Raw genomic sequence first — 26,163 nt, 5'->3', positions numbered from 1 at the left:
GACCTACGATGGCACCTTCCGTCCGCCCGGAGCACGCCGCTCACGCCCCGGGTGCCGCCCCGACCGGAGGACCTGGACCGTGCGCGTGCTGCTGGTGGAGGACGAACCCGACCTGAGGGCGGTCACCGCGGCCGGCCTGCGCGACGCCGGCTTCTTCGTCGACCAGGCCGCCGACTGGCCCGCCGCCGACGAACTGCTCGCCCGCACCGACTACGCCTGCGTCGTGCTCGACCGGATGCTCCCGCACGGCGACAGCCTGCGCGAACTCCAGGCGCTGCGCCGGCGCGGCTGGTCCGCCCCGGTGCTCTGCCTGACCGCCCTGCACACCCTGGACGACCGGCTGACCGGCTTCGAGCACGGCGCCGACGACTACCTGGTCAAACCGTTCGCCCTGCCCGAGCTGGTGATGCGGGTCCGCAGCCTGGCCCGCCGGGCCCGCCGCCGCACCCCGGTCTTCCTGCGCTGCGCCGACCTGGAGGTCGACCTCGCCCGCCGGGAGGTCCGCCGGGCCGGCGTGCTGCTCTCCCTCACCCCGAAGGAACTCGCCGTCCTGCAGCACCTGCTGGTCCACGCCGACCAGGTGGTCGGCAAGGGCGAGCTGTTCCACCACTGCTGGGACGAACTCGCCGAACCCAGCTCCAACGTGGTCGAGGCGGTGATCGCCGGGCTGCGCCGCAAACTCGGCGCACCGCCGCTCGTCCACACCGTCCGGGGCCAGGGCTTCCGGCTCGCCGAGGCGCTGGAACGGCCCCGGTGAAGCGGCCCGCCTCCCCGGCCCGGCGCAGTCTCGGCCGGCTGCGGTGGCGGCTCACCGCCGCCTACACCGCGATCATCGTGATCGGCCTGGCCGGCCTCTCCTTCCTGCTGGTCCGCACCGACGCCCGCTCCGGCCGGGCCGCCGAGTACGACGAGATGCGCCGGCGGGCCGCCGTCACCGCCTCCCTGATCTACTACCAGGACGGGCAGCTCCAGCTCGACGGCCTCCAGGACGACGAGGCCACCACCGGCAACCCCCAGGTCACCGTCCTGCTGCGGCAGTTCGGCACCCCGCAGCGGTACCGGCCGGTGTTCGGCAGCCGCGCCGGCCGCTTCACCCTCACCCCGGCCCGGCTCGGCACGGCGGCCGACGCCGCGCTGGCCGAGGACGACACCACCACCGCCGAAGGCGCCGACGACACCGGCCGCCCGGTCCTCCTGCTGGCCACCCCCTTCTACGAGGACGGCACCGAACGGCAGGCCGGCGCGGTCGTGGTCACCGGCGACCCGGACCGGGGCTCCGCCGAACGGCACCGCCTCACCGTCACCCTGGCCGCAGGCTGCGCGGTGTTCACCGCAGTCGGCGCCGCCGCCGGCCACGCGCTCAGCGGGCGCAGCGTCCGGGCCGCCTGGCAGGCGCTCGACCAGCAGGAACGGCTGCTGGCGGACGCCGCCCACGAGCTGCGCACCCCCGTCGCCGTACTGCGCGGCGCCGTCGACCTGGTGGCGACCGCGCCCGCTGCGCTGCCCGAACACCTGCCCCGGCTGCGCCGCGCCTCGGACCGCACCGCCGAGGTGATCGAGAACCTGCTGGTGCGCGGCCGCCTGCAGGCGGGCGTGGACGAGCCGAGGCGGGAGCCGGTACGGCTGGACCAGCTGGTGGAGGCCGTCTGCGAGGACCTGCCGCCCGGGTCGCACCGGCTCACCGCGCACCTCGAACCGGTGGTCGCCGAGGTGGACCCGGCGCTGGTCCGGCTCGCGGTGCGCAACCTGCTCGACAACGCGGTCCGCCACGGCACCGCCCCGGGCGCCGGCGCGCTGGTCGAGGTGCGGGTGGCCGGCCCGGCGGTGACCGTCCTCGACCGCGGGCCGGGACTCGAACCCGCCCAGCTGGCAGCCGTGTTCACCCGCTTCCACTCGCCCGGCGGCGGCACCGGCATCGGGCTGTCGCTGGTGCGGTGGGTGGCGCACGCGCACGGCGGCACGGTGGTCGCCGAGGCGCGCGAGGGCGGCGGCGCGGCGTTCACTCTCCGGCTCGCCCCGGCCCCGCGCCCCCGGTGGGGCCGCCGTCGCCGGGCGGCCCGCCCGCGGCCGGGCGTCCTCACGGATTCCTCATGACCGGCCCAGCAGGATGACCGGCGGGCCGGTGACCGCCGGTCCGCCGTCCGCCCCAGGAGTGCACGTGCGCCGACACGCTTCCCCGATCCTCCGCCGCAAGGCCGTACTGGCCGCCCTCGCCGTGGGCGTGGTCGGCGCCTGCGGCGCCGGCTTCGCGCTGGCCGACGCCTCGGCCGGCCAGCGTCCGGGCCGGCCCGGACCCACGCCCCCGCACGCCGGCGCCACCCACCCGGGGCACCGCCCGTCCCCGGCGGCCAGTGCCGCGCCGGCCTCGGCGCCCGCCTCCGCATCCGTCCCCGTCCCGTCCGTACCGACCGCCACCGGCGGCCCGGCTCCGCAGGGGGCCCGGAAGGTGGTCCTGCCGACCCCGGACACCGGCTTCGACTACCAGATCGGTGGCCCCTACCAGCCGCCCGCCGGGGTCGGCGCCGTCTCCCGCGACCACACCGCGCCGCCCGCCCCGGGGCTGTACAACGTCTGCTACCTGAACGCCTTCCAGGCCCAGCCCGACGCCACCGGCTGGTGGCAGGCCAACCACCCGGCGCTGCTGCTCCGGGACGGCGCCGGCCACCCGGTGATGGACGAGGACTGGGGCGAGGCCCTGCTGGACGTCTCCACCGAGGCCAAGCGCACCGAGCTGGCCGGGGTGGTCGGCGGCTGGATCGACGAGTGCGCGGCCAAGGGCTACCAGGCCGTGGAGCCCGACAACCTGGACTCCTACGAGCGCTCCGGCGGGCGCCTCGACAAGTCCCACAACGCGGCCTTCGCACAGCTGCTGGCGGCCCGCGCGCACGCGGACGGCCTGGCGATCGGGCAGAAGAACACCGCCGACCTGATCGACCGGCGCCAGAGCATCGGCTTCGACTTCGCGGTCTCCGAGGAGTGCGGCCACTACGACGAGTGCGGCGACTTCGCCTCCGCGTACGGCAACCGGGTGTTCGTGATCGAGTACAACGCCGCCGACTTCGCCAAGACCTGCAAGGCCTTCGGCAGCAAGCTGTCGGTGGTCCAGCGGGACCGCGACGTCCGCCCGGCCGGCCGGTCCGGCTACGTGTTCAAGTCCTGCTGATCCACGCCCGTACCTGGCCGGCCCGCCCCCTCGGGGTGCGGGCCGGCCCCGGGCCCCGTGCCGGTCGAGGCCGCGCGGACCCGGGGGCGGGGGCCGTAGGGTCGACGGAGTGGAATGCGCGGGGTGCGTCCCGACCCCGAGCCGAACCCCGAACGAGCCGGACCGTCCACCACGAAGGGTACGGACCCCATGACCACCACCGTTGCCGCCTACGCCGCCCCGGCGGCCAAGGCACCGCTGGAGCGCACGACCGTCGAGCGCCGCGCGGTCGGCCCGCACGACGTGCTGATCGACATCAAGTTCGTCGGCATCTGCCACTCCGACATCCACCAGGTCCGCGAGGGCTGGGGCGAGGCGATCTTCCCGATGGTGCCCGGGCACGAGATCGCGGGCATCGTCGCCGAGGTCGGCGCCGGGGTGACCGAGCACCGGGTCGGCGACCGGGTCGGCGTCGGCTGCATGGTCGACTCCTGCCGCGTGTGCGACAACTGCAAGGCCGGCCTGGAGCAGTACTGCGACCAGGTCCCGGTGTGGACCTACAACGCGGTCGGCAAGGACGGCCAGCCCACCTACGGCGGTTACTCCCAGCGCGTGGTGGTCGACGAGAACTACGTGGTCCGCATCCCCGAGGCCCTCGGACTGGACGTGGCCGCCCCGCTGCTGTGCGCGGGCATCACCACCTACTCGCCGCTGCGGCACTGGAACACCGGCCCGGGCCGCAAGGTCGCCGTGGTCGGCTTCGGCGGGCTCGGCCACGTCGCCGTGAAGCTCGCGCACGCGCTCGGCGCCGAGGTCACCGTGCTGTCGCAGTCCCTGCGCAAGCAGGAGGACGGCCTGCGGCTGGGCGCCGACCACTACCGTGCGACCGGCGACCCGGCGACCTTCGAGGAGCTCGCCGGCAGCTTCGACCTCATCCTGAACACCGTCTCCGCCCCGCTCGACTTCGCCGCCTACTTCAAGCTGCTGCGCACCGACGGCGCCATGGTCAACCTCGGCCTCCCCGAGGAGCCGGTGCAGATCGAACTCCGTTCGCTGAGCGGCGGCCGGCGCAGCCTGAGCAGCTCGGGCATCGGCGGCATCGCCGAGACCCAGGAGATGCTGGACTTCTGCGCCGAGCACGGGGTGGTCGCGGAGATCGAGCTGATCCGCGCCGACGAGATCAACGACGCCTACGAGCGGGTCCTCGCCAGCGACGTCCGCTACCGCTTCGTCATCGACACCGCCACCATCTGAGCCCACGCCGGCCCGAGGCCGCCCGGACGGGTGCGGTACGACGCCCCCGCCCGGACGGCCGGGTCACACCCGGCGGATGGTGGAGATCGCGATGGCGTCGACCTTCATCGTCCGCACCACGTCCCCGGCGCGCGGCGCGTGGACCACCAGCCCGTTGCCGATGTACATGCCGACGTGGCTCCGGTTGCTGTGGTAGATCACCAGGTCACCGGGCTGGGCCTGGTGCCAGTCGGTGCCGACGTCGGTGCCGACGGTGGCCTGCTCCTGGGAGGTGCGCGGCAGCGAGACACCGGCCTTGGCGTAGGCGTAGACCATCAGGCCCGAACAGTCGAAGGTGTCCGGCCCGGTCGCGGCCCACTTGTACGGGTCACCCTGCTGGTCGAGCGCGGCCCGCACGGCCGTCGCCGCGTAGCCGGCGGCCGGCGGCAGGGTGGACGGGTCGACCCGGTTCGAGCTGCGGGAGGCGGTGCTGCCGTCGCCGTCGGTGCCGCGCAGGATGGCCGTGCGGTCGGCCGCGCTGAGCGTGCCGAGCAGCTGCTGCGCCTCCTGGAGCTTGTGCTGCACCTCGTCCTTGGCGCCGTTCAGGGCCTGCGTGGAGCGGTCCAGCTCGGCGAGCACCGCGGCCGCCTCCTGCTTCTGCTGGTCGAGCCGGCGCTGCTGCTCCTTCAGCGACCTCAGCGTGTCCGCCTGGGTGTTGACGGCCTGGTCGAAGCCGGCGGCCCGGGCCAGGTAGTCGTCCGGGTCGGCGGAGAACATCAGCTCCATGGACGGGTCGACACCGCCCTGGCGGTACTCCTCGGCGGCGACCGCGGCGAGACCGGCGGTCAACTCGGTCAGCTGAGCCTGGCCGCGCGCCACCTGGTCCTGCAACTGGTCGGTCTGCTTGTGCAGTTGCTCCGACCGCTCCTTCGCACCGTTGTAGCGCTCGCTCGCCGCCTCCTGCTCCTCCAGCAGCTTGTCGACCTGGGCCCGCACCTCGTCCTTGGTCGGCCGGGCGGGCGCGGCGTGGGCGCTCACCTGGGCCGAGAGGGCGACCGCGGTCGCTGCGGCACCGGTCAGGACGGATATCCGCGCGCGGCTCGGCTGCTTCGGACGGCGGTGGGTGGCCAAGGGACCAGCTCCTTCTTCCAGTTGGACGCACTCGGACGAGAGCTAATCCCGAAAACCGGTTCGATGCCAGACCGTAATCAAGATCCTGCCGCGCGTCCACCCCGACCGGACCGCGAACCCGGCTGCCCTGCCTACGGTCTGGCTGGACGTCAGGGGGTGTCCGGCCGATGCCGCCCGGCGCGTGGAGCTCCCGCGGCTCCGCGGCCGGGCGGAGGTCCTCGCGCCGGTAGAGGCCGGCCGTCCCCGCGGACAGCACGCCCCGGCGCGACCGGCCGCGAGCGCTCCTCGACGGTGGCCGGCCTGGCCTGGCGGGCGGGATCGCCGGATGTCCCCTATGTTGAGGATCAAATCGTACGAATCATCCCAAACCAAGTGTGGAGTCTTCCTCATGAACAAGGGACAACTCGTCGAGGCCGTGGCCGGGCAGCTGGGGAGCCGCGCCGCCGCCGAGGAGGCCGTGGACGCGGTGCTCGACGTGATGGTCCGAGCCGTCGTGGCCGGGGATCGCGTGCAGGTCACCGGTTTCGGCACGCTGGAGCCGGTGGAGCGGGCCGGTCGCTACGCCCGCAACCCGCAGACCGGTGAGCGGGTCCGGGTCAAGAAGACCACGGTCCCGCGCTTCCGTCCCGGCCAGGGCTTCAAGGACCTGGTGTCCGGCGCGCGGAAGCTGCCCAAGAGCGGGCCGTCGGTCGCCAAGGCGCCCAAGGGTTCGCTCACCATGTCCAAGACCATGGGTTCCCCGGCCGCCGGGCGCCCGGCGGCGAAGCGGGCCGCCGGTGCTCCCGCCGCGGCCAAGAAGACCGCCACGCGCAAGACGGCGACCGCGGCCCGGAAGACCACGGCCACCGCGAAGAAGACGGCCCCGGCGGCGAAGAAGGCCGCCCCGCGGGGCGGCCGGAAGACCGCCACGGCCAAGCGGGCCGGGGCCGGTCGCCGCAGTACCAACTGATCCGGCCGTCCGGGCCCGGGGCGCGTCACGCTCCGGGCCCGGACGCGTGCCCGCCGCCTGCCGAACCGCCGTGGTGCCGAGCGGAGTCGGGTGTCAGCCGGCGGCGCCGTCCACGATCCTGGCCAGGTCCTGCGCGGACCCGGGCGTCAGGCGGTAGAAACCCTGGAGGCTGATCGACCGCTCCAGCCGGCCGTCCACCACGAACTTCAGCCCGCGGGTGCGTCCGCGCTGGTTGCGCCAGGTGAGCTCGGCCAGCAGCTCACCGGGGATCGGCTGGTCGAACCGGACGGGCGTGGACTCGACGTGCACCGGCGAGGCGCCGCAGCCGCCGAGCATCGACCAGTCGTGGTGTCCGGGGAACGGAGACTCGCTCCAGCGGGTCGCGGCGGGGCCGCAGCAGGCGCCGCGCTCCCGGTCGACCACTCGCATCCGGCTCACCACGTGCACCACGCAGCGGTTGACGTGCAGCGCGTACACCTCGTCCCCGGCCCGGGCGGTGGACCAGGCGGGCAGCGAGGTGTGCACGCCGCTGAACGCGACCGGCGGGCACTCGCCGGTCCGGCCCGCTCGGCGCAGGTCACGGCACACGTGTTGGGACCACAGGACTGTGAAGGCATCTGGCATACCGGTGAGCCTAGGAACGGCCACCGACACCCCACCGCGGCGGGGTCGCCGGCGGACGGACTGTCAGTGCCCCTCCGTAGTCTTGGGTCAACGTCGAGGGGGGCGCCGCACAGGCGTCGGACCCGGGGCGACGGGACACCAGCCAACCATCAGGGGGACAGCCATGCCTGCCATCAGCCACAAGGTCAACCACGTGTCGCTCGTGGTCGACAAGTCGGGTTCGATGCGCCAGCACGAGGCGCAACTCGTCCGCGTGGTGGACGAGTTCGTGAAGGGGCTCCAGGAGGAGTCGGACCGGCTCGGTCACGAGACCCGGATCAGCCTGTACGCCTTCGACCACGAGGTGCACAACCTGGTCTGGGACATGGACGTCAAGCACCTGCCGTCGCTGAAGGGCCTCTACAAGGTCGACAACGGGGCGACGGCGCTGATCGAGGCGGCCGTGAAGTCGGTCGACGACCTGAAGAACATCTGGGAGGGGTACGGCGAGCACGCCTTCCTCCAGGTCGTGGTCACCGACGGCGCGGAGAACGCCTCCGGCTGCTCGGAGACCGGCCAGATGCACGTCCGGATGGGCGGCGGCCGGGGCACCGCCGTGCTGCGCTCGTGGATGGACCGGATCAAGAGCGCGATGGACCACCTCCCCGGGCACTGGACGTCGGCGATCCTGGTCCCGAACTCGCTGGCCAAGCGAACCGCCCAGGAGTACGGCTTCCCGGCCGGCAACATCGCGATCTGGGACGCGGACTCCAGCCAGGGCGTCGAGGAGGCCATCGGCACCGTCAAGTCGGCCGCCACGAGCTTCCTGCGCGGCCGGGAGCAGGGCGTGCGCGGCACCAGGAACCTGTTCACCATGGGCCAGGACCTGAGCGCCGACGACGTGCGGGCCAACCTGGACGCGCTCGGCACCGGCAGCTACCTCCTGGTCCCGGTCGACCAGCCGCTGGCCATCCGGGAGTTCGTCACCGGCGCGGGGCACGCGTACCGGACCGGTTGCGCGTTCTACGAGCTGTCCAAGCGGGAGAAGATCCAGGGCAACAAGCAGCTCGCCGTGGCGGAGAAGGACCCGGCCACCGGCCGGATGACGGGCAAGGTGTTCACCGGCCCGGCCGCCCGCCAACTCCTCGGCCTGCCCGCCGCGGAGGCCACGGTGAAGCCGGGCGACAATCCGGCGTACACCGTGTTCGTGCAGTCGACCTCCGTCAACCGGAAGCTGGTGCCCGGCACCAAGCTGCTCGTCCTGCTGTAGGCGGGAGCAGCCGGGCGCCGGGTGGGCACGGTGGTTCAGCGGGCGCTGCCGAGGTCACGGTCGGCGGCGGTGCCTTCGAGCATGAGGGTGGTCTCCTCGATGCGGCGGAAGCGGCCGTCGGGGGCGAACTCGCCGAACAGGTAGACCTCCATGCGGACGGTTGCGCCGTCGGTCTTGGTGACGGTCATGGTGTGGCGATCGGCGTAGAGGCTGCCGGCGGTGAGCTCCTCGTGGACCTCGACGCTGCCGCCGGTGACGACGGTGCGCAGGTGCGCGATGTGCGCGAGGAACTCGGTGCGGTCGGCCCACTCGCCGTCGGTGCGCTGGCGGTAGTCGGGGGCGAAGTGCCGCTCGGCGGCCTCCTCCAGGGCCAGGCCCGGGGTGAGGAGCAGGTCGGTGAGGGCGGTGCGGACGTCGGTGCGGTTCATGGGGATGCCTCCGGTCGGATCGCTATGTTGCGTGCGTCGAGCACGGATATGACTGTAGCAGCAAAAGCGTGCGGCGCGCACGTATCGGGTATCGGAGTCCGACCGGGCAGCGTGCTTCCCGCTCCCGGCGGCGCACCTCTCGTAGGGTGGCCGGGTCCGGACCGGAGCCAGCCGGGAGTGTCGAGCGTGGTGGATGCAGGACGTTCCGGCGCAGCCGGCGGGCGGGCCGGCCGGGCGCCGCTGCTGGCGGTCTGCACCGGCTACTTCATGGTCATCCTGGACGTGACGATCATCAATGTGGCCGTGCCGGAGGTCGGCCGCGACCTCGGCGCCTCGCTCACCGGCATCCAGTGGATCACCGACGGCTACACCCTGGTCTTCGCGGGGCTGCTGCTGACCGGCGGCGCGCTCGGCGACCGGTTCGGGCACCGCCGGGTGTTCTGCGCCGGCGTGGCGGTCTTCACCGCGGCCTCGGCCGGCTGCGCACTCGCCCCCGGCACCGTCGTCCTGGTCGGCGCCCGGCTGGTGGAGGGCCTCGGCGCGGCGCTGATCGTGCCCGGGTCGCTGGCGCTGCTCCAGCAGGCCTACCCCGACCCGGATGCCCGGTCCCGGGCCTTCGGCCTCTGGGGCGCCATGGCGGGAGTGGCGGCCTCGGCCGGGCCGCTGCTGGGCGGACTGCTGGTCTCCACCCTCGGCTGGCGGTGGGTCTTCCTGATCAACCTGCCGGTCGGCGCCGCCTGCCTGGCGCTGACGCTGCGCCACGTCGCGCCCTCGCCCCGCAGCACCGCCCGCCCGCTGGACCTGCCCGCGCAGGCCGCCGTCGTGGCCGCCGTCGGGTTGGTGACCGCGACCCTCAACGAGGCCGGCCGGCGCGGCTGGACCGACCCCCTGGTGCTCACCGCGGCGGGCCTCGCGGCGGTCGCGGCCGCCGCCTTCGTGCTGCGCGAGCGCACCGCCCGCGCCCCCGCCGTCCCGCTCGGGCTGCTGGCCTCGCGCCCGACCGGCGGCGGCGCCACGATCGGCCTGCTGTTCAACTTCGGCTTCTACGGCATGGTGTTCACCGCCAGCCTGTACTTCCAGCACCAGCGCGGGTACAGCGCCCTGGGCACCGGACTGGCGCTGTTCCCGGCCGTGGCGATGACCATGTTCGCCTCGGCCCTGGCCGGACGGCTGGCCCGTCGCACCGGACACCGCCCGCTGGTGGTCACCGGCATGCTGGTGGCGTCCGCCGGGCTCGCGGGCTGGGCCGCGGCCGGGCCCGACCCCGCCTACCCGGTGCTGGTGGTCCCGATGATGGCGGCCGGGTTCGGCACCTCCTTCGCCCTCACCGGCACCACCAGCACCGTGATGACGGCGGCCCCGGCCGGGTACGCGGGCACCTCCTCCGCCGTCCTCAACACCGCCCGCCAGCTCGGCAGCGCGACCGGCGTGGCCCTCGGCGGCACCCTGCTCGCCACCGCGGCCGACTACGGCGCGGGACTGCGCACCAGCATGGCCGTCGGCGCGGCCGCCTACCTCACCGCCGCCGGCCTCGCCCGGCTGTGCGTCCCGGCCGGCCGGGGGTAGCCGTCCCGCCGTCAAGGGCAGGACGAGGCACCGGCCGTCCCGGCAGCCGGGGCACCGGCCGTCCCCGGCGGCTGTCGGTGACACGCCCTACCCTCTCCACCATGACCACGGAGTTCGAGCTCGACCTCGGCGACGGACACACCCTCCACCTGTACGACACCGGACCCGGCGCGGGCGGCCGGCTGCCCGTGCTGTGGCACCACGGCACGCCGAACGTCGGCGCCCCGCCCGAGCCGCTGTTCGCCGCCGCCGACCGGCTCGGCCTGCGCTGGGTCTCCTACGACCGGCCCGGCTACGGCGGGTCCACACCCGACCCCGACCGCGACATCGCGTCAGGGGCGCGCTGCGCCGCGGCCGTCGCCGACGCGCTCGGCCTCGACCGGTTCGCCGTGGTCGGCCACTCCGGCGGCGCCCCGCACGCGCTGGCCTGCGCCGCGCTGCTGCCCGAGCGGGTGGTCGGCACGGTCGCGGTCGCCTCGCTGGCGCCGTACGACGCGCAGGGGCTGGACTGGTACGACGGGATGACCGCGTCCGGGGGCGCCTCGCTGCGGGCGGCGGCCGCGGGGCGGGCGGCCAAGGAGCGGCACGAGGCGTCGGGGGAGGAGTACGACCCGGAGTTCACCCCGGCCGATCTGGCGGCGCTGGCCGGCCCGTGGTCCTGGTTCGGCAAGGTCGTCGGGCCGGCGCTTGCGGCCGGTCCGGGCGGTCTGATCGACGACGACCTGGCCTACGTCCGCCCGTGGGGCTTCGACCCGGCCGGGGTGAGCGCCCCGATCCTGCTGCACGGCGGCCGGGACCGGGTGGTGCCCGCCTCGCACAGCGCCTGGCTGGCCCGCCGCTGCCCGGGCGCCGAGCTGCGGCTGTCACCCGAACAGGGGCACATCTCGATCCTCGAGGAGGCCGCCGACGCGCTCGCCGAGCTGCGCGAGCGGGCGGGCTGACGCCCCCGGCGCGGGGCGGCGGCCGGGGCTGCGGTTGCCGATGCCCGCGCCCGCGTCCACCGTGAGGAGGTGAAGTCCCGCCGAGGCCGGCGGCCCGCCCGAGGCCCGGGGTGATCCCGAGGCGAGGGTGTTCCCGCGGCCCGAGCGCAAGGGAGCAGCACATGACGGACGCCCCGACCGGCACCGACCGGCACCGGTCCGACCAGCCGGCGGGGTACCCGCCGCAGCCGGTGACCGGCCACCGCGAGCACACCGCCGACCTGCGGCGGATCGGGATCGACCGGGACCACTGGTACCCGGTCGCGCTGTCCCGGAACGTGCGCCGCGAGCGCACCTTCGCCGCCGTCTTCGCCGGCGAGCGGATCGCGCTGTACCGCGGCCGCAGCGGCACGGTCCACGCCCTGGAGGACCGCTGCGCGCACCGTCAGGTGCCGCTGAGCATGGGCGTGGTGGAGGGCGACGTGCTGCGCTGCTGCTACCACGCCTGGGCGTACCGCGGGGACGGCCGGATCTCGCAGATCCCGTACCTGCCCAAGGGGTGCGAGCGGCCGCCGCGCGGGGTGCGGCCGTACCCGGTCCGCGAGGCGTACGGCCTGGTGTTCGTCTTCCCCGGTGAACCGGAGAAGGCCGAGGCGGCGCCGTTCCCGGTGCTGCCCGAGTTCGCCGCCCCCAGCCACCGGACCATGACGTTCTCGCGGACCGTGCGGTGCCACTACTCGTTCATGCACGAGAACCTGCTCGACATGAACCACCAGTTCCTGCACCGGGGCGTGCTGGGGCGGATCCGCCCCGAACTGCTGGGCTACGAGAGCGGTCCGCGGTTCGTCGAGGCGCGCTACCTGTTCGTCCCCGCCGGCGGGCGCAAGGACCGCGGTGCGGGCCTGCTCTCGGCGGAGGGGTTCGGCGGCAAGGAGCGCCCCGACGTGGTGACCATCCGCACCGAGTACCCGTACCAGACCCTGCGGGACGTGCCCGAGGGCGCGGAGCTCCCGGCGTTCTCGCTCTGGGCGGCGTACGTGCCCAAGGACGCGCAGCAGCGCACCTGCCACGCCTTCGGCCTGCTGATGATCGCGAAGCCGCCGGTGCCCGGGGTGCTGAACCTGGCCTGGCCGCTCATCCGGCGCTTCACGGAGCGGGTGTTCGCCCAGGACCGGATGGCGGTCGAGGCCGAGCAGCGGGCCTGGGACGAGCAGGGCGAGGACCGCAACCACGAGGTGTTCCCGCTGATCCTGGACGTGCGGGAGGTCCTGCGCAGCAACGGCGTCCCGATGGACCCGGTCGCCCCGCAGACCCGTCCCCGCCCCGGTCCTCGCCCCGGCCCCTGACTCAGGAGGAGACGGCGAGGACCGTACGGCCCCGGGCGCGGCCGCGCTCGACCTCGGTGAGGGCGTCCACGGCCCGCTCCAGCGGGAGCACCGTGCGGACCACGGGCCGCAGCTCGCCGGAGGCCACCAGATCGGCGATCCTGGCCAGCTGGGCGCCGTCCGGGCGCATGAAGAAGGCCTTGGCCTCGACGCCCCAACGGGCCTGCTTGGCCTCCGCGTCGGGGACGAAGACGATCGACACCAGCGTGCCGCCCGGCTTGAGCAGCGGGAAGGACCGGTCCTGGGTGTCCCCGCCGACGGTGTCGAGGACCACGTCGACCGGCGCCACCAGCTCGTCGAACTTCTCGTTGCGGTAGTCGACCACCTGGTCGGCGCCGAGCGAGCGGACCAGGTCGACGCTGTCCGTGCTGACGGTGGTGACGACCTCGGCGCCGAGGTGCTTGGCGATCTGGATGGCCGCGGCCCCCACGCCGCCCGCCCCGCCGTGGATCAGCACCCGCTGGCCGGCCTTCAGCCGGCTCTGCTCGGTCAGCGCCTGCCAGGCGGTGAGCGCGACCAGCGGCAGCGAGGCGGCCTCCTCGAAGGACATCGCGGCGGGCTTGGCGGCGACCAGGGACGCGTCGACGGCCACGAACTCGGCGAAGGCCGCACCCACCCGGGGGTCGACCCGGGCGAAGACCTCGTCGCCGACGGCGAAGGCGGTGACCTCGGCGCCGACCGCGGCCACGACCCCGGCGACCTCGTTGCCGAGCACGCGGGTGCGGTCGAGGCCCTCGGGCTGCATGAAGCCCTTGACGATCAGGTGGTCGATCGGGTTGACGCCGGCGGCCCGGGCCTCGATCAGGACGTCGCGCGGGCCCACCGCGGGGGCGGGGACGTCCGCGAGCGTCACGACGTCGGCGACGGGGCCGTAGGTGGTGATGGTCACTGCCTTCATGGTGCATTCCTTGCGGGTGGTGATCGGTGACGATCGGTGGTCATCGGTGGAGGGAAGGGTGGTGCGACGGGCCCGGTGGGCCGGTCCCGTCAGGCGTCGGCGGGCTCCGCCGCGGTGCCTGCAGCGATCTTCGTCATGACCTCCAGCAGCAGTTCGGGGCTCTGCGCCCCCTGCACCGCGTAGTGGCCGTCGAAGACGAAGGTGGGCACCGAGCCGATGCCGAGTTCGGCGGCCTCGGCGAGTTCGGCGCGCACCTCGGCGACACCGTCCTGGGAGTCCAGGAAGGCGGTGACCTCGGCCCGGTCCAGGCCCGCCGCCACGGCGATCCCGGTGAGGGCCGCGTGGTCGCCGAGGTGGCCGCCGTCGGTGAAGTAGTGCGCGAGCAGGCCCTCCTTCACCGCGCTCTGCCGGTCCTGCCCGTGGCGGGCGGCGAAGTGGATCAGGCGGTGCGCGGTGAAGGTGTTGGTGGCCACCGCGTCGTCCATCCGGAAGGTGATCCCCTCGGCGGCGGCCGCCTCGGTCAGCGGGGCGAAGATGCTCTGCGCCGGGCGTCCGAACTTCCGCTCGTAGACCTCGGCGGACGGCTCGCCGGCGGTGGAGGCCGCCGGGTTGAGCTGGAACGGGCGGTAGACCACCTCGACGTCGGCCGCGCCGGGGAAGGCCGCCAGAGCCTTCTCGAAACGGCGCTTGCCGATGTAGCACCACGGGCACACGACATCCGAGTAGATCTCTACCTTCACGACTGCTCCTGACGGATCCGGCGGGCGAGTATTGGACCTTGCGTTCCAGAACTTAGCAATTCTGGACCGATGGGTCAAATACTTGCCGGTTCCGCCCGCCGCGTTGGTAGCGTGGGTGCCATGGGACGACCGCGCACGTTCGACGAAGAGGCGATCCTGGACCGGGCGATGCTCCTGTTCTGGCGCAAGGGCTACGAGGCCACCACCATGAACGACCTGGTGGAGGAGCTCGGCCTGGGCAAGGGCTCGATCTACGCGGCGTTCGGCGACAAGCACCGGCTGTTCCTGCTCGCACTCGGCCGCTACCTCGGCCGCCAGGACGAGCTGCTGGCCTCGTCCTTCGACGACCGCAGCCCCGCCCTCCCGCAGCTGCGCCGGCTGTTCGAACGGCTGCTCCAGGCGGACTCGGTCTGCAGCGGCTCGGGATGCTTCAGCGTCAACAGCATCGCGGAGCTGCTGCCCAACGACCGGGAGGTCGCCGAGCTGGCGCAGCGCAGCCTGCGCAAGGCCGAGCAGACCTTCGCCGCCCAGCTCGACCGGGCCCGGTCCAGCGGCGAACTCTCGCCCGCGGTCGGCTCCGCCGAGGCGGCCCACCTGCTGGTCACCCTGGTCCAGGGCCTGCAGATCATGCGCAAGGCCGACCCGGACCCGGCCCGCACCGAGGCCTGCCTGGACTCCGCCTTCGCCCTGCTCACCCCCGGGCCCGGGCCGGGCCGGGCCGTGACGCCCGAGCCGGCCGCCGCCGGGAGCCTCGCCCGGTCCTGAGCGCCGCCCCCGGGAGTGCCCGGCCGCCGGGGACGGCCGGGGGCGGGCGTGCGGACGTTACCGGCGCTCTCCGGCGCCGCCGAGGCCGTCGGCCCAGCCCGCGAGGAGGGCGAAGTCGGCCGGTCGCAGGCCGATCCGGTGGTCGATCGCCAGCGTCAGCGCGGGGGCCGGGTGGTGGGCGGTGATCCAGTCCGTGTCCCGTGCGGTCAGCTCGTCGTCGACCCAGGCGAACGGCCGGCCCGCCGCCCAGGCCACCAGGTGGCGGGTCTTCCAGTGCAGGTCGTCCGGGTCGCCGTGGTGCATCGACGGCCAGTCCACCCAAGGGAGTTGCGGCAGGCCGAGGAGCGGGGCGAGGTGCTCGTTCGCCTCGTCCTTCCAGGTGGTCGCCCAGACCAGCTCGAACGGCAGGGCGAGCAGCGCGGGCCCGTGGTCCGGGTGCAGCCACAGCCGCAGCGGCTTGGCACGGTGGGGCGGACGGTCGTGCTGCCGGGCGATCCAGGAGGCGGGCCGGACCCGGTGGGTGAGGTAGCCCGCGGGGCGGCGGTGCGGTTTGGCGACGTACGGGTTGAGCGGTCCGTCGACGTCGAGCATCAGCAGCGGCCGGGCTTGCGTCCCCGGTCGTGGTGCGGGTGGCATCCGGGACCTACCCCCTTCGTGGTGTGTCCGGATTCTCCGACACGCACAGCGGGTGGCGCCAACGTATTGCCGCCGGGTGACGCGGGGCGGCCCGCCGGGTCCGCATCGGGCCGGAGGCTCTGGGAGGCCCGCGAGAACGGCAGGCCGGACCCACCGCCCACGGCCGGGCCGCGCCCCGCCACACCGTCCCGGTGGTCGGTCGCTCCCGGCGGCGCCCGAGGGGTGGCGTCGCGGTCGACGGCAAGCTACCAGCCCGGTGATCATCCCTCAATCTCCCCGACCCGAACGCACGGTGTGCCCCGGCGGTCGGGCCGGGCCAGGCGCGGACGGCACCTGCGCAGGTGGGCGGGGACCTCCGTTGACGCTCCGCGAGGGGACGGATAAGGTCACGCCCCATCGACCCCGACGGGTGATGTTCTTCGCACCGCCGGGGCCCAGCGCCACCCGGTCCGGTGCCGGCCCGTCCCCTCGATCCGGCACTCGCTGCTCGCCCCACCCGCGGACAACTGCTCAGCCCGTCGCCCCTGTTCACCACGGGTCGCCGGTTCCTCCGTGCGTCGTCGGCCGAGGTCAGGTGCGGTCCGACGGGCGCATACACCCTCCGCAAGGAATGTGCCGTTGACCAGATCCTCATCGCCCACGCCGGATCCCGCATCCTCGGATGCGATACCGCCGCAGGCCGGACACCCCGCTGCCGCCACCCCGGGGGCGAGCGCCGTCCAAGGCCCGCCGCGTCCGGCCCGGCGCGGCCCGCGCAGAGCTCCGTACCTGGGCATGGCGTGCGCCCTGCTGCTGTCGGGATGTTCACTCGTCGGTGCGGACGGGGAACCCACGACCACGCTCACCATCGGGCTGGACGCCCCGCTCACCGGCAACCTCGCCGAACTGGGGCTGGGCATCAAGTTCTCGGCCGAACTGGCCATCGCCAAGGCCAACGCCAAGCACATCGTGCCGGGTGTGCGGTTCGTCCTGGACGCCAAGGACGACCAGGGGAACGAACAGCTGGCCCGCACCAACGGCGAGGCGTTCGTGGCCGACCCCGGGGTGGTGGGTGTGGTCGGCCCGCTCACCTCCTCCGGCGCCCTGACCATGGCCCCGGTCCTGGCCCAGGCGGACCTCGCCGAGATCTCACCCTCCAACACGGCGCCCGCGCTCACCTGGGGCGCGGACTACCACACCAAGGGGAAGGTGCGGCCGTACCCGACCTACTTCCGCACCGTCACCACCGACGCCGTGCAGGGGCCGCTGCTCGCCCGGTACGCGCGCAGCCAGCTGAAGGCCGAGCGGGCCGTCGTGGTGAGCGACACCAAGGCCTACGGCAGCAACCTGGCCGCGGAGTTCGCGTCCGCCTTCGAGGAGGACGGCGGCACGGTGCAGCTGCGCACGACCATCGCGCCGGGCACCACGGACTTCTCCAAGCTGGTGCGGCAGATCGCCGCCGCGCACCCCGACATCGTCTACTACGGCGGGGAGCACCCCGAGGGCGGCCCGCTGTCGGCCCAGCTGAAGGCCGCGGGCGTGAAGGCGCCGGTGGCGGGCGGCGACGGGCTGCACACCGACGGGTACCTCAAGGCCGCCGGGCCGTCCGCCGAAGGCGACCTGGCCACCAACCCCGGCATCTCGATCGAGGGCCTCGCCTCCGCGTTCACCTTCCTGGACGAGTACCAGCAGGCCGCGCACGCCCAGGCGCCCGGCCCGTTCGGCCCCTACGCCTACGACTCCACCTGGGCGCTGATCGAGGCGGTCGGCCGGGCCCGGCAGGGCAAGGGGAGGACGGGTTCCGGCGCCGAGCTCCGCAAGGCCGTCACCGGCGCCGTGCCGGACGTCAGCTTCTTCGGCGTGACGGGCGACGTGGCCTTCGACGAGTTCGGTGACTCCCGCGACCAGGTGGCATCGATCTACCAGGTCCGGAAGGGGAGTTGGACGGCCATCGTGCCGATCGGCCGGCTCCGCGACTTCTGAATGACGGTGCATCAAGTACGTATTACTCAAAGGTAATTGGCACCGGCGGACCCGTTCCCCCGCTGCTGCGGCGGCTGCTACGCTCCGACCCGGCCAACGGGCCGGATCCTTCTCCTTCGTACCCTCGATTGGAGGTGAGGGAAAGATGTTGAGCTTCTCCAGCCAGGTCGGCAGCACCGCGACCGGTGGCGCGTTCGTCCAGGTGGCTCCGGGAGCCAGCACCACCTGTGGCGGCGGGAACTGCTGCTGCAGCTCGTGCTGCAGCTGGTAGTGCCGAGGTCGGGCGGGGTCGCCCGACCCCGCCCGATCGCGCCCCGCCCGATCGCCGCCCCGGGCACCGCCGCCGCGCCCGCCGCCCCTCCCGCACGCACCACCCCGCCCCACCCCGTCGTGCCGCGTCGCCTCGTCACGCCCGTCGCGCCACCCTCCCGTCGAGCGAAAGGCCGAGATGTCACTGAAGGACTCGCAGGAAGCCGTCTCCGACCACCTGAACCGCAACAGCCACCTGGCGACGGTGGCGGCCTTCGGCCAGCAGCACACCTCCGTGTCGATGTACAGCGCGACCACGGTGGTGCGGGCGCCGGAGTCGGTGGTGCGCGGCCGGTGGAACCCGGCCGTGAACGGCTTCGTCGGTGAGGAACTGCTGCTCAACCACCGCCGCAGCGGGCGGGACCTGGGGATGCAGCTGGGTGTGTCGCGGTTCTACGGCCACGACGCCGTCCTGTCCAGCGCCCACAACGACCTCCAGGAGCGCGAGGACGGCGCGATCGCGCTGCCGGCGCACCGGCGCCTGCGCAGCGGCCTCACCGACACGGTCGGCACCCGCCGCAGCGGCCGGGCCTTCTCGGGCAAGCCGGCCTCGCTCACCGAACTGGCCACCGTGCTGTGGCACGCCCAGGGCGTCTCCGGCAGCCTGCCCGTCCCCACCGCCCAGGACGCCGGCGCGGCGGTGGCACTGCGCAACGCGCCCTCGGGCGGCGGCCTCTACCCGGTGCGCCTCGCTGTCCTCGCCCAGCACGTGAAGGGGCTCGCGCCCGGCGCGTACGAGTACCAGCCGAACAGTCACACCCTGTTCCCGTACCGGCCCGGCCCGCAGCCGCTCGACCTGAGCCGGCAGCTGTGGACCGCCGACGTCGAGCTCGACAAGGTCGCCTTCGCCCTGGTCTACGTCTACGACCTGTACGCCAACTCGCAGAAGTACGGGGACAGCGGCCTGGTGTTCGCCCTGATCGAGGTCGGCGGGATCTCCCAGAACGTGCACCTGGCCCGGACCTCGCTCGGCATGGTCGGCTGCGACCAGGGCGGCTACGACAAGCAGACGCTGGAGAAGACGCTCGGCTGCGACGGCACGTCGCGCCACGTGGTCCACCTGACGCTCCTCGGACACGGAGAGGCCTGAGCCATGACCCTTGCACCCTCCGACCCGGGCGTGGTCCTCGCGACCTCGGTCCGCCTCCTCGCCGTCGAACCGGGCGTCGTGCGGCTGCGCTGGGGGATCTGGAACTTCTCCGAGGTCAACGTCGACCTGCGGGCCGAGTCGCCCGCCGTGCGGGCCGCGATGACCGCCCTGTTCGAGACCCTCGCGGCCGGCAAACCCGCCGACGGGACGTTCGCGGACGCCGCCGACCTGACCCCCGTCGAGCGGGCCAACCTGCACCTGGCGGTCAACGAGCTGCGCCAGGCCGGATTCCTGGCCCACGACCGCCCGTCCGCCCGCGGCGGGGAGATGGCCCGCGCCCTGCTCGGCAACCTCGACCTCTACGGCGCCGACGGCTCCACCGAGGCAACGGTCGCCTTCGCCGCCGATACGCCCAGCGCCGCGGCCTACGTCGCCGCACAGGCGCACAGCCTCGGCCTGCCGCTGGAACTGCTCCCGGCCGACTTCCTGGACGGGCTGCGCGGCGCCGATCTGACCTCCGGCATGGGCGGCGCCGCCGCCGCGGACGCGCTCAAGCGGCTGGGCGCCGCCGTCGAGCACTGCGACTCGCTGGTCGTCCAGCTCGGGCAGGGCTCGGTGCTGGCGCTGCGCAACCTCAACCGGCTCGCCTGCCACCTGGAGAAGCCGGTGGTGGTCGGCCTGGTCGACGGCCCGTTCGCCACCGTGGTCGGCGCCGACAGCCCGCGCACCGGCTGCCTGGAGTGCTTCGAGCAGCGCTCGCTCGCCCGGCTCGAGGACCACATCGGCTACCACGCCTTCGTCGGGGCCACCGCCGCCGGCGGCGCCGGCGGGGCCAACGGCGTCGAGTCGCTGCTCTGCGCCCACCTGGTCAACGAGGCGGTGCTGCTGCGCTCGCTCGGCACCTCGCGCTTCCTCGGCCGGGCCCTGAGCATCTACCTGCCGACGTACGAGATCCAGGCGCAGGACGTGCTGCGGATCGGGACCTGTCCGGCCTGCGGGCACGTCGCCCGGGACATCGTGCGGGAGATCAACTTCTCCAGCCGGACCGTCGTCGACCGGCACGTGCGGGACGCGCTCGGAGGCGGCCGATGAGCGGCATCCCGATCCTCGGCCACCCCGGGATGGCCCACGCGCTCGCCCGCTACGGCCGGATCGGCGGGAACCAGGGCGGCATCCTGCCCGGCATGCTGGTCTCGGTCGCCGCGGTCGACGGCGAGCCGTACCAGCGCTCGGCCACGGCGGCGATGCCGCAGTACCACCGGCTGGCCCTCGACGACCCGCACATGCAGATGCAGTACCACCTGGCCGGCTACGGGGCCACCAACGAGGAGGCGCTGACCCGGCTCACCGGCGAGGCGGTGGAGCGCTACGCGGCGATCATGGCGATGCCGCTGTTCGCCGACCGGATCGAGTACGCCTCCTACCGCTCGCTGTCCTCGCGCCACCGCTGCCTCCCGCCGCACCTGTTCGGCATCTTCGACGCCGAACAGCAGCAGCAGATCGCCCGGATGATGCACCGGTACTCGCCGCAGCAGCCGACCGAGGACGACGTGATCGCCTGGATCGCCTGCCCCTCGCTCACCCGGCCGGGCGAGGACGTCTACCTGCCGGCCCAGCTGGTCTTCCTCGGCTTCCGCAGCAACCAGGCCGCCGGCGACCTGATGTTCACCCCGTCCTTCTCGACCGGGACGGCCGCGCACGTCTCGCTCGACAAGGCCCTGCTCGGCGCCCTGGTGGAGGCCGTGCAGATCGACGCGTTCATCCTCAACTGGTACACCGGGGCGAAGGCACCGCTGCTCGACCTGGACGCCGACGGTCGCGAGCTGCTCGCGGCGGCCGCCCTCACCCCGGAGGGCCCGTACGAGGTCCGGGCGACCCTGCTGACCAGGCCGGAGCTGCCGCTGCCGAACATCGGCGTCACCCTGGTGCGCCGGGACGGCAAGCTGCCGTACATCGCGTTCGGGCTGCAGGCCGACCCGGACCCGCGACGGGCCCTGCTGCGCGGCGCGGCCGAGGCGACCGCGATCCTCGGCATCGGCATGTTCAGCACGGTCTTCGACCTGCCCAACGTGCATTTCGCGCAGAACGGTTCGGCCTACACCGACCTGGACACCAACGTGCTCTGGTTCGCCGCGCCCGGGGACGCCGGACGCAAGCTCGCCGCCGTCGAGAGCCGGGTGGACGGGCGCGTCCCGTTCGCCGGCCTGCCGTCCTACGCGGACGACGACACCACCGCGATCCGCCGGCTGCTGGCGGACCTCGCGGGCGTCAGCGAGTACGCCGGCTACCTGGACTTCACCCCGCCGGAGCTGGCCGACACCCCGTGGCGGGTCGTCAGGGCGGTCGTCCCCGAACTGCTGAGCATGTGCCTGCCCGGCTTCCCGCCCAAGGCCCACCCGCGGATGCGCAGCCATGGGGGCGTGACCCATGTGGTCCCACACCCGCTCCCTTGAGCTGCTGGTGCTGGTGGCCACCGTCGCCCCGGCCGAACTGGTCCGCGTCGCCACGGCGTTCGGCCCGGCGGCGCGGGCCGGCACCGACCCGGGACGGGCCGCCCGCCGGGCGCAGCTGGGCGCCCCGTCCGCGTACCTGCTGGTGACCGCGCTCGCGGTGGCCGTCGCCGCCGACGGCGGCTTCGTCCCGGACGCGCTGACCGGTCGGCCGGCCGGTGCGCCCTGGCTGCTCGCGGCGGTGGGGATCGGTGCGGCGCTGGTCGGCGCGGAGTTCGCGCTCGGCGCCGCCCCGGCGGTGCTGGCCGGCCGGGGCCTGCCCCGGCTCGCCGTGCACCCCGGCGCCGGCCCGGTGGGCAGCGGGTACGCCGCCGCGATCCTGCTCACCGCCGCCGCCGAGGAGGTGCTCTACCGGGGCCTGTGGATCGGGCTGCTGCACGAACGGCTCCGGCTGCCGGCCGCGATCGCGGTCGCCCTGGCCGCCCTGGCGTACGCGCTCGGGCACCTGTTCTTCGGCGGCCTCGCGGTGGTGCAGAAGATTCTGTCCGGAGCCGTCTTCGGTCTGCTCGCCGTGGTGTCGGGCAGCCTGCTGGTGCCGCTGGTCGCGCACCTCGCGCAGAACGGCGCCGTGTACGCGCTGGCCGTCCGTCAGCAGCGCGCGGCGCGCCCGGCCCGCGTACCGGAGGCCGCCGGATGAGCGCACCCGCCTTCGCCGCGCTCGCCACCGCCGTCGTCGCCGGCTGGCTCGCGCTGTACCGGCTGCCGTTCGACGACCCGGCCCGGCGGCGGCGCACGGCGCTGTGGCTCGCCGGCCGGACCGGGCTGCGCCCGGAGACGGCCTTCGCCGTGTTCGGCACGGCGGTGTACCTGGTGCTGGGCACCGCGGCCCTGGCGGCACTGCTGGCCGCCACCCCGCTCGCCCTGCGCCCGCTGTTCGCCGCGCCCTCGCCCGGGATGCTGCTCGCCCTGCTGCTCGCGGTGTTCGGCACCTCCAGCGCCAACATCCTCTGCGTCTCGCTGCTCTACCGCGCCGACCCGCGGGTGGACGTGCCCGGGGAGATCGCCCGCATCCAGTGGATCGCCTCGATCCTCGCGCTGCCCCGGCAGGCCCGCTGGATCGTCCCGGCGCTGGCGGCGCTGTTCGAGGAGGTGCTCTTCCGCGGCGTGGTCCTGCTCGGCCTCGGCGCGCTCGGCGCCGGCCCGCTGGCCGCCCTGCTGTTCAGCAGCTGCCTGTTCGCCGCCGGCCAGGTCGCGCTGGTATCCACCCGCGTCCAGGCGTACGTGCTGGGCACCTCCAGCCTCACCCTCGGTGTGGTCGGCGGGCTGCTCACCACCGCCACCGGCGTCCTGCTGCCCGCCCTGGTGCTGCACATGTCGTTCGCCGGCTTCTACACCAACCTCAGCGCCGCCTCCGCCCCCGGAGCGCGCACGGCCCCCGGGAGGCTCAGCCTGTGACCACCGACCAGCCCTCCGCGGACCCCGGGACGACCGGACCCCGACCGGCGTCCGGACCGCCGCACGAGGCCGTGGTGGACATCGACCGGCTGACCGTCGCCTACGGCGCCTTCACCGCCGTCCGCGAGGTCTCGTTCCGGATCCGCCCCGGCGAGGTGTTCGGGCTGGTCGGGCCGAACGGCGCCGGCAAGACCTCGATCGTCGAGGCGGTCGGCGGCCTCCGGCCGGTCCGCGGCGGCACCGTCACGGTCTGCGGGCACGACCCTCGCCGCGACCGCGCGGCGGTCACCCGCCTGGTCGGCATGCAGCTCCAGGAGTCCCAGTTCCCCAGCCGGGCCCGGGTCGGCGAGCTGTGCGACCTGTACGAGGCGATCTACCGCGCCCCCGGCGCCTCGGCCGCGCTGCTGGAGGCCTTCGGGCTCGCCGACCGCCGGCGCAGCCCGATCGCGGAGCTGTCCGGCGGCATGCGCCAGCGCCTGGCCCTGGCCCTGGCCCAGATCGGCGACGTCCGCCTGGTCGTCCTCGATGAGCTCACCACCGGCCTCGACCCGCACCAGCGCAGGGAGACCTGGCGCTCGGTGCTGGACCTCGCCGTCCGTGGCGTCGCGGTGCTGCTCACCTCGCACGCGATGGACGAGGTCGAGGCGCTGTGCGGCCGGGTCGGCGTGCTGAAGGGCGGGGAACTCGTCGCGCTCGACACCCCGGCCCGGTTGACCGGGTCGCACGCGGGCCCGGCCACCTTCACGGTCGACCTCGGCGCGGACCGGGACGGCGACCCGGAGCGGGCCGCGGGCATCGAGCGGAGGCTCGACGGCCTCGGCCTCACCCGGCTCCCCGGGGCGGGCGGGCGGCCGCAGTTCGCCGGGAGCTTCCCCGCCGACTACGACCGGATCGTGCGCCTGCTCGCGGACGACGGGCTCCCGCCGTCGGCGGTCGACCGCCGCACCCCGACCTTCGAGGACGCCTACCTGCGGCTGGTCGGCGCCACCACCGAGACGCTGGAGGCCTGAGATGGCGACGCTGTGGCCGATCGTCCGGTTCGAGTGGCGGCGGATGATGCGCAACTTCGCCCCGGTCTTCTTCGCGCTGGCCTTCCCGGTGCTGATGCTCTGCATGTTCGGCGGCATCTACGGCAACGAGCCGTCCGAGCAGTTCGACGGGCGGGGCACGGTCGACATGTCGGTACCCGCGTACCTGGTGCTGGTGGTCGCCGTGACCGGGCTGATGAGCTTCCCGCTCGGCCTCGCCGAGTACCGCGACCGCAAGGTGCTCAAGCGCTTCCGCGCGACGCCGGTCGACGCCTCCGCCTTCCTGGTGGCGCAAGGGCTGGTCAACATCGTGCTCAGCCTGCTCGGCGCCCTGCTGCTGGTCCTCGCCGGCTACCTGTTCTTCGACCTCCACCTGCCCGGCTCCGCCGCGGCCACCGCCGCCACGGTCGGGGCGCTGCTGCTCGCCGCCCTCGCGATGTACGCGATCGGGGGAGTGGTGGCCGCCCTCGCCCGGTCCGAGCGGGCGGCGGTGGCCATCGCCAACCTGGTGTACTTCCCGATGATCTTCCTCTCCGGGGCGACCGTCCCGCTGCAGATCTTCCCCTCGGCCATGAAGCACGTCAGCGACGCGCTGCCGGCGACCTACGCGGTCGAACTGCTCCAGCACGCCTGGCTGGACGGCGCCGCCGACGTCCCCCTCGACCTCGGGGTGCTCGCCGGCGTGCTCGTCCTCGGCACGGCCGTCGCCGTCCGGCTGTTCCGGTGGGAGTAGCGGTGGCCGCCGCCCGACCGCCGCTCGCGGACCAGGTCCCCGCCACCGCCTACCTCACCGCCCTCGCCCGGGCCGGTGCCAGCGCCGATCCGGACAGCGCCCTGAACGACCCGTACGCGGAACGCTTCGCCCGCCGCTGTCCGGAGCCGGTGCGCCGGATCACCCGGCACACCGCGGGCACGCCCGTCGTGGTCGCCCGCACCCTCACCGTCGACCGGCTGCTCCGCGACCGGCTGGCGGCCGAGCCGTGGGAGGTGTGCGTCAACCTCGGCGCCGGTTTCGACGCCCGCACCCACCGCCTCGACTGGCCGCCGTCCTGCCGGGTGGTCGAGGTCGACCACGCGCCCGTCCTCGACCTCAAGGACCGGCTGCTGCCCACCGCCGGCGCCCGCGTCCCGGTCGAACGGCTGCGCTGCGACCTGCGCGACCTCGCCGCCCTCAGCCGGCTGCTGCGGCCCCGCACGGCCGGCCGGAGCACCCTCCTGGTGGCGGAGGGCCTGCTCACCTACCTCGGCCCGGACGAGGTCCGTGCCCTCGCCGGCGAGCTGGCCCAGGTGGCCGGCGCGGGCGCCGCGTGGATCTGCGACGTGCTCTCCCCGGCCTCCGCCCGGACCCTCACGGCCGCCTCCCGCGCCGCCGGGACGGACCTGCCGATGCACGGGATTCCCGACCTCGGCGTCTTCGAGACCACCGGCTGGCGCTGCGAGCGTCTCGAACTCCTGCCCACGGCCCGGCCGTCCACCGGGGCCGGCGCCGCCAGCCGCCACCTGCCCGACAGCGTGCTCCTGCTCGGGCGCGCGGCCCAGCGGGCCAGGGGAGCCTAGCGAGGGATGCCGTGGGCGCGGGCCTCGGCGGTGGTCCTCAGGTCGCGCAGCCAGGCGTCCAGGCCCTGGCGGAGGATCGCGGTGGCGGTGGGGACGTCGGCGTCGACCTGGGGGCCGGTGTGGGTCTCCTCGGTGCGCACCAGGACGCCGCCCGCGACCTCGGTGAAGGTCCACACGTGGACGCCGTCGATGTGCAGCCCCTCGCCGATCGCCGGGCCGGTCCACCGGATGCAGGACTGCCGCTCCACCTGACGCACCGTCGAGGTGATCTCCAGGCTGGTGGCCGGGGCCGCCGGGTTGGGAGGCACCGGCGTGGTCCACCGGAACGCCGAACCGCGGCGCAGCGGACCGGCGTCGAGCCGCTCGGCGCTGCGGACCGGCGCCTGCCAGCTGGGCCAGCGCTCCACATCGGTCTGCACCCGCCAGACGGTGCGCAGCGGTGCGTGGACCACGATCTCGGCCCGGTGACGGACCTGGGCGTGCGGGTCGACCCCGCGCCCCTGGCAGGTCAGCGGGGTGGCCGGACGGCCGGAGTGCGCGGCGGCGGCGCCCGCGGGCGCGGCAACGGCGCCGAGCAGTCCGAGCGCGAGCGGGACGGTGAGCAGGGTGCGGCGGGTGCTGGGCATCGGGTTCCCCTGTCGAGTGA

General features: G+C 74.4%; 26 protein-coding genes. 19 read left to right on the top strand and 7 right to left on the bottom strand.

The features are described from left to right. The first annotated feature begins 79 nt into the window (after positions 1–79). From ABT014_RS25170 to ABT014_RS25155, 4 genes are all read left to right on the top strand, one after another. The gene (locus tag ABT014_RS25170; protein WP_350641401.1) at positions 80–757 is read left to right on the top strand and encodes a response regulator transcription factor; all 678 of its coding nucleotides are present in this window, start codon (positions 80–82) and stop codon (positions 755–757) included. After that, a complete protein-coding gene (locus tag ABT014_RS25165; protein WP_350641400.1) occupies positions 754–2,094 on the top strand; it encodes a sensor histidine kinase in 1,341 nt (446 codons plus the stop codon). Before ABT014_RS25170 ends, ABT014_RS25165 begins: the two co-directional genes overlap by 4 nt. A 64-nt stretch (positions 2,095–2,158) precedes the next feature. Further along, a complete protein-coding gene (locus ABT014_RS25160; RefSeq protein ID WP_350641399.1) occupies positions 2,159–3,163 on the top strand; it encodes an endo alpha-1,4 polygalactosaminidase in 1,005 nt (334 codons plus the stop codon). Between the two features lie 189 nt (positions 3,164–3,352). Then, a complete protein-coding gene (locus ABT014_RS25155) occupies positions 3,353–4,396 on the top strand; it encodes an NAD(P)-dependent alcohol dehydrogenase (RefSeq protein WP_350641398.1) in 1,044 nt (347 codons plus the stop codon). Between the two features lie 63 nt (positions 4,397–4,459). Here ABT014_RS25155 and ABT014_RS25150 read toward each other — a convergent pair whose 3' ends face one another. Then, entirely contained in the window at positions 4,460–5,506 is a 1,047-nt protein-coding gene (locus tag ABT014_RS25150; protein ID WP_350641397.1) for a C40 family peptidase, read from the bottom strand. 388 nt (positions 5,507–5,894) lie between these two features. Here ABT014_RS25150 and ABT014_RS25145 point away from each other — a divergent pair, with 388 nt between their 5' ends. After that, on the top strand, positions 5,895–6,455 hold the full coding sequence (locus ABT014_RS25145) for an HU family DNA-binding protein (protein WP_350641395.1): 561 nt from the start codon (positions 5,895–5,897) through the stop codon (positions 6,453–6,455). Between the two features lie 93 nt (positions 6,456–6,548). Here ABT014_RS25145 and ABT014_RS25140 read toward each other — a convergent pair whose 3' ends face one another. After that, complete coding sequence (locus tag ABT014_RS25140) at positions 6,549–7,079, bottom strand: hypothetical protein (protein ID WP_350641394.1); 531 nt, start codon at positions 7,077–7,079, stop codon at positions 6,549–6,551. 163 nt (positions 7,080–7,242) lie between these two features. On the opposite strand from ABT014_RS25140, the gene ABT014_RS25135 reads away from it, so the two are divergent. Continuing rightward, a complete protein-coding gene (locus ABT014_RS25135; RefSeq protein ID WP_350641393.1) occupies positions 7,243–8,328 on the top strand; it encodes a vWA domain-containing protein in 1,086 nt (361 codons plus the stop codon). A gap of 35 nt (positions 8,329–8,363) precedes the next feature. Here ABT014_RS25135 and ABT014_RS25130 read toward each other — a convergent pair whose 3' ends face one another. Continuing rightward, positions 8,364–8,756 (bottom strand): nuclear transport factor 2 family protein, encoded by a 393-nt coding sequence (locus ABT014_RS25130; RefSeq protein WP_350641392.1) that lies wholly within the window; start codon positions 8,754–8,756, stop codon positions 8,364–8,366. 186 nt (positions 8,757–8,942) lie between these two features. Here ABT014_RS25130 and ABT014_RS25125 point away from each other — a divergent pair, with 186 nt between their 5' ends. The 3 genes from ABT014_RS25125 to ABT014_RS25115 all read left to right on the top strand — a co-directional run bounded on the left by ABT014_RS25125 (position 8,943) and on the right by ABT014_RS25115 (position 12,588). Next, on the top strand, positions 8,943–10,322 hold the full coding sequence (locus ABT014_RS25125) for an MFS transporter (protein ID WP_350641391.1): 1,380 nt from the start codon (positions 8,943–8,945) through the stop codon (positions 10,320–10,322). A 101-nt stretch (positions 10,323–10,423) separates the two neighbouring features. Further along, the gene (locus ABT014_RS25120) at positions 10,424–11,263 is read left to right on the top strand and encodes an alpha/beta fold hydrolase (RefSeq protein WP_350641390.1); all 840 of its coding nucleotides are present in this window, start codon (positions 10,424–10,426) and stop codon (positions 11,261–11,263) included. Positions 11,264–11,424: 161 nt separating this feature from the next. Further along, positions 11,425–12,588, top strand: coding sequence for a Rieske 2Fe-2S domain-containing protein (locus ABT014_RS25115; protein ID WP_350641389.1), 1,164 nt, complete (start codon positions 11,425–11,427; stop codon positions 12,586–12,588). A gap of 1 nt (position 12,589) precedes the next feature. On the opposite strand, the gene ABT014_RS25110 is transcribed toward ABT014_RS25115, so the two are convergent. Both ABT014_RS25110 and ABT014_RS25105 read right to left on the bottom strand, forming a co-directional pair. Continuing rightward, complete coding sequence (locus ABT014_RS25110; protein WP_350641388.1) at positions 12,590–13,525, bottom strand: NADP-dependent oxidoreductase; 936 nt, start codon at positions 13,523–13,525, stop codon at positions 12,590–12,592. An 89-nt stretch (positions 13,526–13,614) separates the two neighbouring features. Further along, entirely contained in the window at positions 13,615–14,265 is a 651-nt protein-coding gene (locus tag ABT014_RS25105) for a DsbA family oxidoreductase (protein WP_350641387.1), read from the bottom strand. Positions 14,266–14,385: 120 nt separating this feature from the next. Here ABT014_RS25105 and ABT014_RS25100 point away from each other — a divergent pair, with 120 nt between their 5' ends. Then, positions 14,386–15,030 (top strand): TetR/AcrR family transcriptional regulator, encoded by a 645-nt coding sequence (locus ABT014_RS25100; protein WP_350641386.1) that lies wholly within the window; start codon positions 14,386–14,388, stop codon positions 15,028–15,030. Between the two features lie 57 nt (positions 15,031–15,087). Here the strand turns inward: ABT014_RS25100 and ABT014_RS25095 are convergent, their stop codons facing one another. Beyond that, complete coding sequence (locus ABT014_RS25095) at positions 15,088–15,666, bottom strand: hypothetical protein (RefSeq protein WP_350641385.1); 579 nt, start codon at positions 15,664–15,666, stop codon at positions 15,088–15,090. Positions 15,667–16,440: 774 nt separating this feature from the next. Here ABT014_RS25095 and ABT014_RS25090 point away from each other — a divergent pair. From ABT014_RS25090 to ABT014_RS25050, 9 genes are all read left to right on the top strand, one after another. Next, positions 16,441–17,628 carry a branched-chain amino acid ABC transporter substrate-binding protein gene (locus ABT014_RS25090; protein WP_350641384.1) on the top strand — a complete coding sequence of 396 codons (1,188 nt, stop codon included), beginning with the start codon at positions 16,441–16,443 and terminating at the stop codon, positions 17,626–17,628. Between the two features lie 448 nt (positions 17,629–18,076). After that, positions 18,077–19,027, top strand: coding sequence for a SagB/ThcOx family dehydrogenase (locus ABT014_RS25085; RefSeq protein ID WP_350641383.1), 951 nt, complete (start codon positions 18,077–18,079; stop codon positions 19,025–19,027). Between the two features lie 3 nt (positions 19,028–19,030). Further along, on the top strand, positions 19,031–20,119 hold the full coding sequence (locus ABT014_RS25080) for a hypothetical protein (RefSeq protein ID WP_350641382.1): 1,089 nt from the start codon (positions 19,031–19,033) through the stop codon (positions 20,117–20,119). Next, a complete protein-coding gene (locus tag ABT014_RS25075) occupies positions 20,116–21,480 on the top strand; it encodes a YcaO-like family protein (RefSeq protein ID WP_350641381.1) in 1,365 nt (454 codons plus the stop codon). The genes ABT014_RS25080 and ABT014_RS25075 overlap by 4 nt, the downstream gene beginning before the upstream one ends. Further along, positions 21,455–22,174 carry a CPBP family glutamic-type intramembrane protease gene (locus tag ABT014_RS25070; RefSeq protein WP_350641379.1) on the top strand — a complete coding sequence of 240 codons (720 nt, stop codon included), beginning with the start codon at positions 21,455–21,457 and terminating at the stop codon, positions 22,172–22,174. Before ABT014_RS25075 ends, ABT014_RS25070 begins: the two co-directional genes overlap by 26 nt. After that, positions 22,171–22,932 (top strand): CPBP family glutamic-type intramembrane protease, encoded by a 762-nt coding sequence (locus ABT014_RS25065; protein WP_350641378.1) that lies wholly within the window; start codon positions 22,171–22,173, stop codon positions 22,930–22,932. Before ABT014_RS25070 ends, ABT014_RS25065 begins: the two co-directional genes overlap by 4 nt. Continuing rightward, a complete protein-coding gene (locus ABT014_RS25060) occupies positions 22,929–23,942 on the top strand; it encodes an ABC transporter ATP-binding protein (protein WP_350641376.1) in 1,014 nt (337 codons plus the stop codon). The genes ABT014_RS25065 and ABT014_RS25060 overlap by 4 nt, the downstream gene beginning before the upstream one ends. Position 23,943: 1 nt before the next feature. Continuing rightward, positions 23,944–24,693: an ABC transporter permease gene (locus tag ABT014_RS25055; RefSeq protein ID WP_350641375.1), complete on the top strand. Its 750-nt coding sequence runs from the start codon at positions 23,944–23,946 to the stop codon at positions 24,691–24,693. Positions 24,694–24,695: 2 nt separating this feature from the next. After that, on the top strand, positions 24,696–25,517 hold the full coding sequence (locus ABT014_RS25050) for a class I SAM-dependent methyltransferase (protein WP_350641373.1): 822 nt from the start codon (positions 24,696–24,698) through the stop codon (positions 25,515–25,517). Here the strand turns inward: ABT014_RS25050 and ABT014_RS25045 are convergent. Then, the gene (locus ABT014_RS25045; protein WP_350641371.1) at positions 25,514–26,143 is read right to left on the bottom strand and encodes an SRPBCC family protein; all 630 of its coding nucleotides are present in this window, start codon (positions 26,141–26,143) and stop codon (positions 25,514–25,516) included. The genes ABT014_RS25050 and ABT014_RS25045 overlap by 4 nt on opposite strands. Between the last annotated feature and the right edge of the window lie 20 nt (positions 26,144–26,163).

It is taken from the genome of Kitasatospora sp. NPDC094015, from assembly GCF_040304075.1.
Taxonomy (GTDB): domain Bacteria; phylum Actinomycetota; class Actinomycetes; order Streptomycetales; family Streptomycetaceae; genus Kitasatospora.
The sequence above is the reverse complement of the archived record's forward strand: the minus strand, read 5'-3'. Positions and strand labels throughout refer to the sequence as shown.

What these genes read in the sequence shown, in the direction of transcription:
- ABT014_RS25135 (WP_350641393.1), top strand. Translation starts at nt 7,243, where the DNA reads ATGCCTGCCATCAGCCACAAGGTCAACCACGTGTCGCTCGTGGTCGAC.
- ABT014_RS25100 (WP_350641386.1), top strand. Translation starts at nt 14,386, where the DNA reads ATGGGACGACCGCGCACGTTCGACGAAGAGGCGATCCTGGACCGGGCG.
- ABT014_RS25090 (WP_350641384.1), top strand. Translation starts at nt 16,441, where the DNA reads ATGGCGTGCGCCCTGCTGCTGTCGGGATGTTCACTCGTCGGTGCGGAC.
- ABT014_RS25155 (WP_350641398.1), top strand. Translation starts at nt 3,353, where the DNA reads ATGACCACCACCGTTGCCGCCTACGCCGCCCCGGCGGCCAAGGCACCG.
- ABT014_RS25115 (WP_350641389.1), top strand. Translation starts at nt 11,425, where the DNA reads ATGACGGACGCCCCGACCGGCACCGACCGGCACCGGTCCGACCAGCCG.
- ABT014_RS25140 (WP_350641394.1), bottom strand. Translation starts at nt 7,079, where the DNA reads ATGCCAGATGCCTTCACAGTCCTGTGGTCCCAACACGTGTGCCGTGAC.
- ABT014_RS25080 (WP_350641382.1), top strand. Translation starts at nt 19,031, where the DNA reads ATGACCCTTGCACCCTCCGACCCGGGCGTGGTCCTCGCGACCTCGGTC.
- ABT014_RS25145 (WP_350641395.1), top strand. Translation starts at nt 5,895, where the DNA reads ATGAACAAGGGACAACTCGTCGAGGCCGTGGCCGGGCAGCTGGGGAGC.
- ABT014_RS25045 (WP_350641371.1), bottom strand. Translation starts at nt 26,143, where the DNA reads ATGCCCAGCACCCGCCGCACCCTGCTCACCGTCCCGCTCGCGCTCGGA.
- ABT014_RS25055 (WP_350641375.1), top strand. Translation starts at nt 23,944, where the DNA reads ATGGCGACGCTGTGGCCGATCGTCCGGTTCGAGTGGCGGCGGATGATG.
- ABT014_RS25070 (WP_350641379.1), top strand. Translation starts at nt 21,455, where the DNA reads ATGTGGTCCCACACCCGCTCCCTTGAGCTGCTGGTGCTGGTGGCCACC.
- ABT014_RS25110 (WP_350641388.1), bottom strand. Translation starts at nt 13,525, where the DNA reads ATGAAGGCAGTGACCATCACCACCTACGGCCCCGTCGCCGACGTCGTG.
- ABT014_RS25130 (WP_350641392.1), bottom strand. Translation starts at nt 8,756, where the DNA reads ATGAACCGCACCGACGTCCGCACCGCCCTCACCGACCTGCTCCTCACC.
- ABT014_RS25075 (WP_350641381.1), top strand. Translation starts at nt 20,116, where the DNA reads ATGAGCGGCATCCCGATCCTCGGCCACCCCGGGATGGCCCACGCGCTC.
- ABT014_RS25095 (WP_350641385.1), bottom strand. Translation starts at nt 15,666, where the DNA reads ATGCCACCCGCACCACGACCGGGGACGCAAGCCCGGCCGCTGCTGATG.
- ABT014_RS25065 (WP_350641378.1), top strand. Translation starts at nt 22,171, where the DNA reads ATGAGCGCACCCGCCTTCGCCGCGCTCGCCACCGCCGTCGTCGCCGGC.
- ABT014_RS25120 (WP_350641390.1), top strand. Translation starts at nt 10,424, where the DNA reads ATGACCACGGAGTTCGAGCTCGACCTCGGCGACGGACACACCCTCCAC.
- ABT014_RS25085 (WP_350641383.1), top strand. Translation starts at nt 18,077, where the DNA reads ATGTCACTGAAGGACTCGCAGGAAGCCGTCTCCGACCACCTGAACCGC.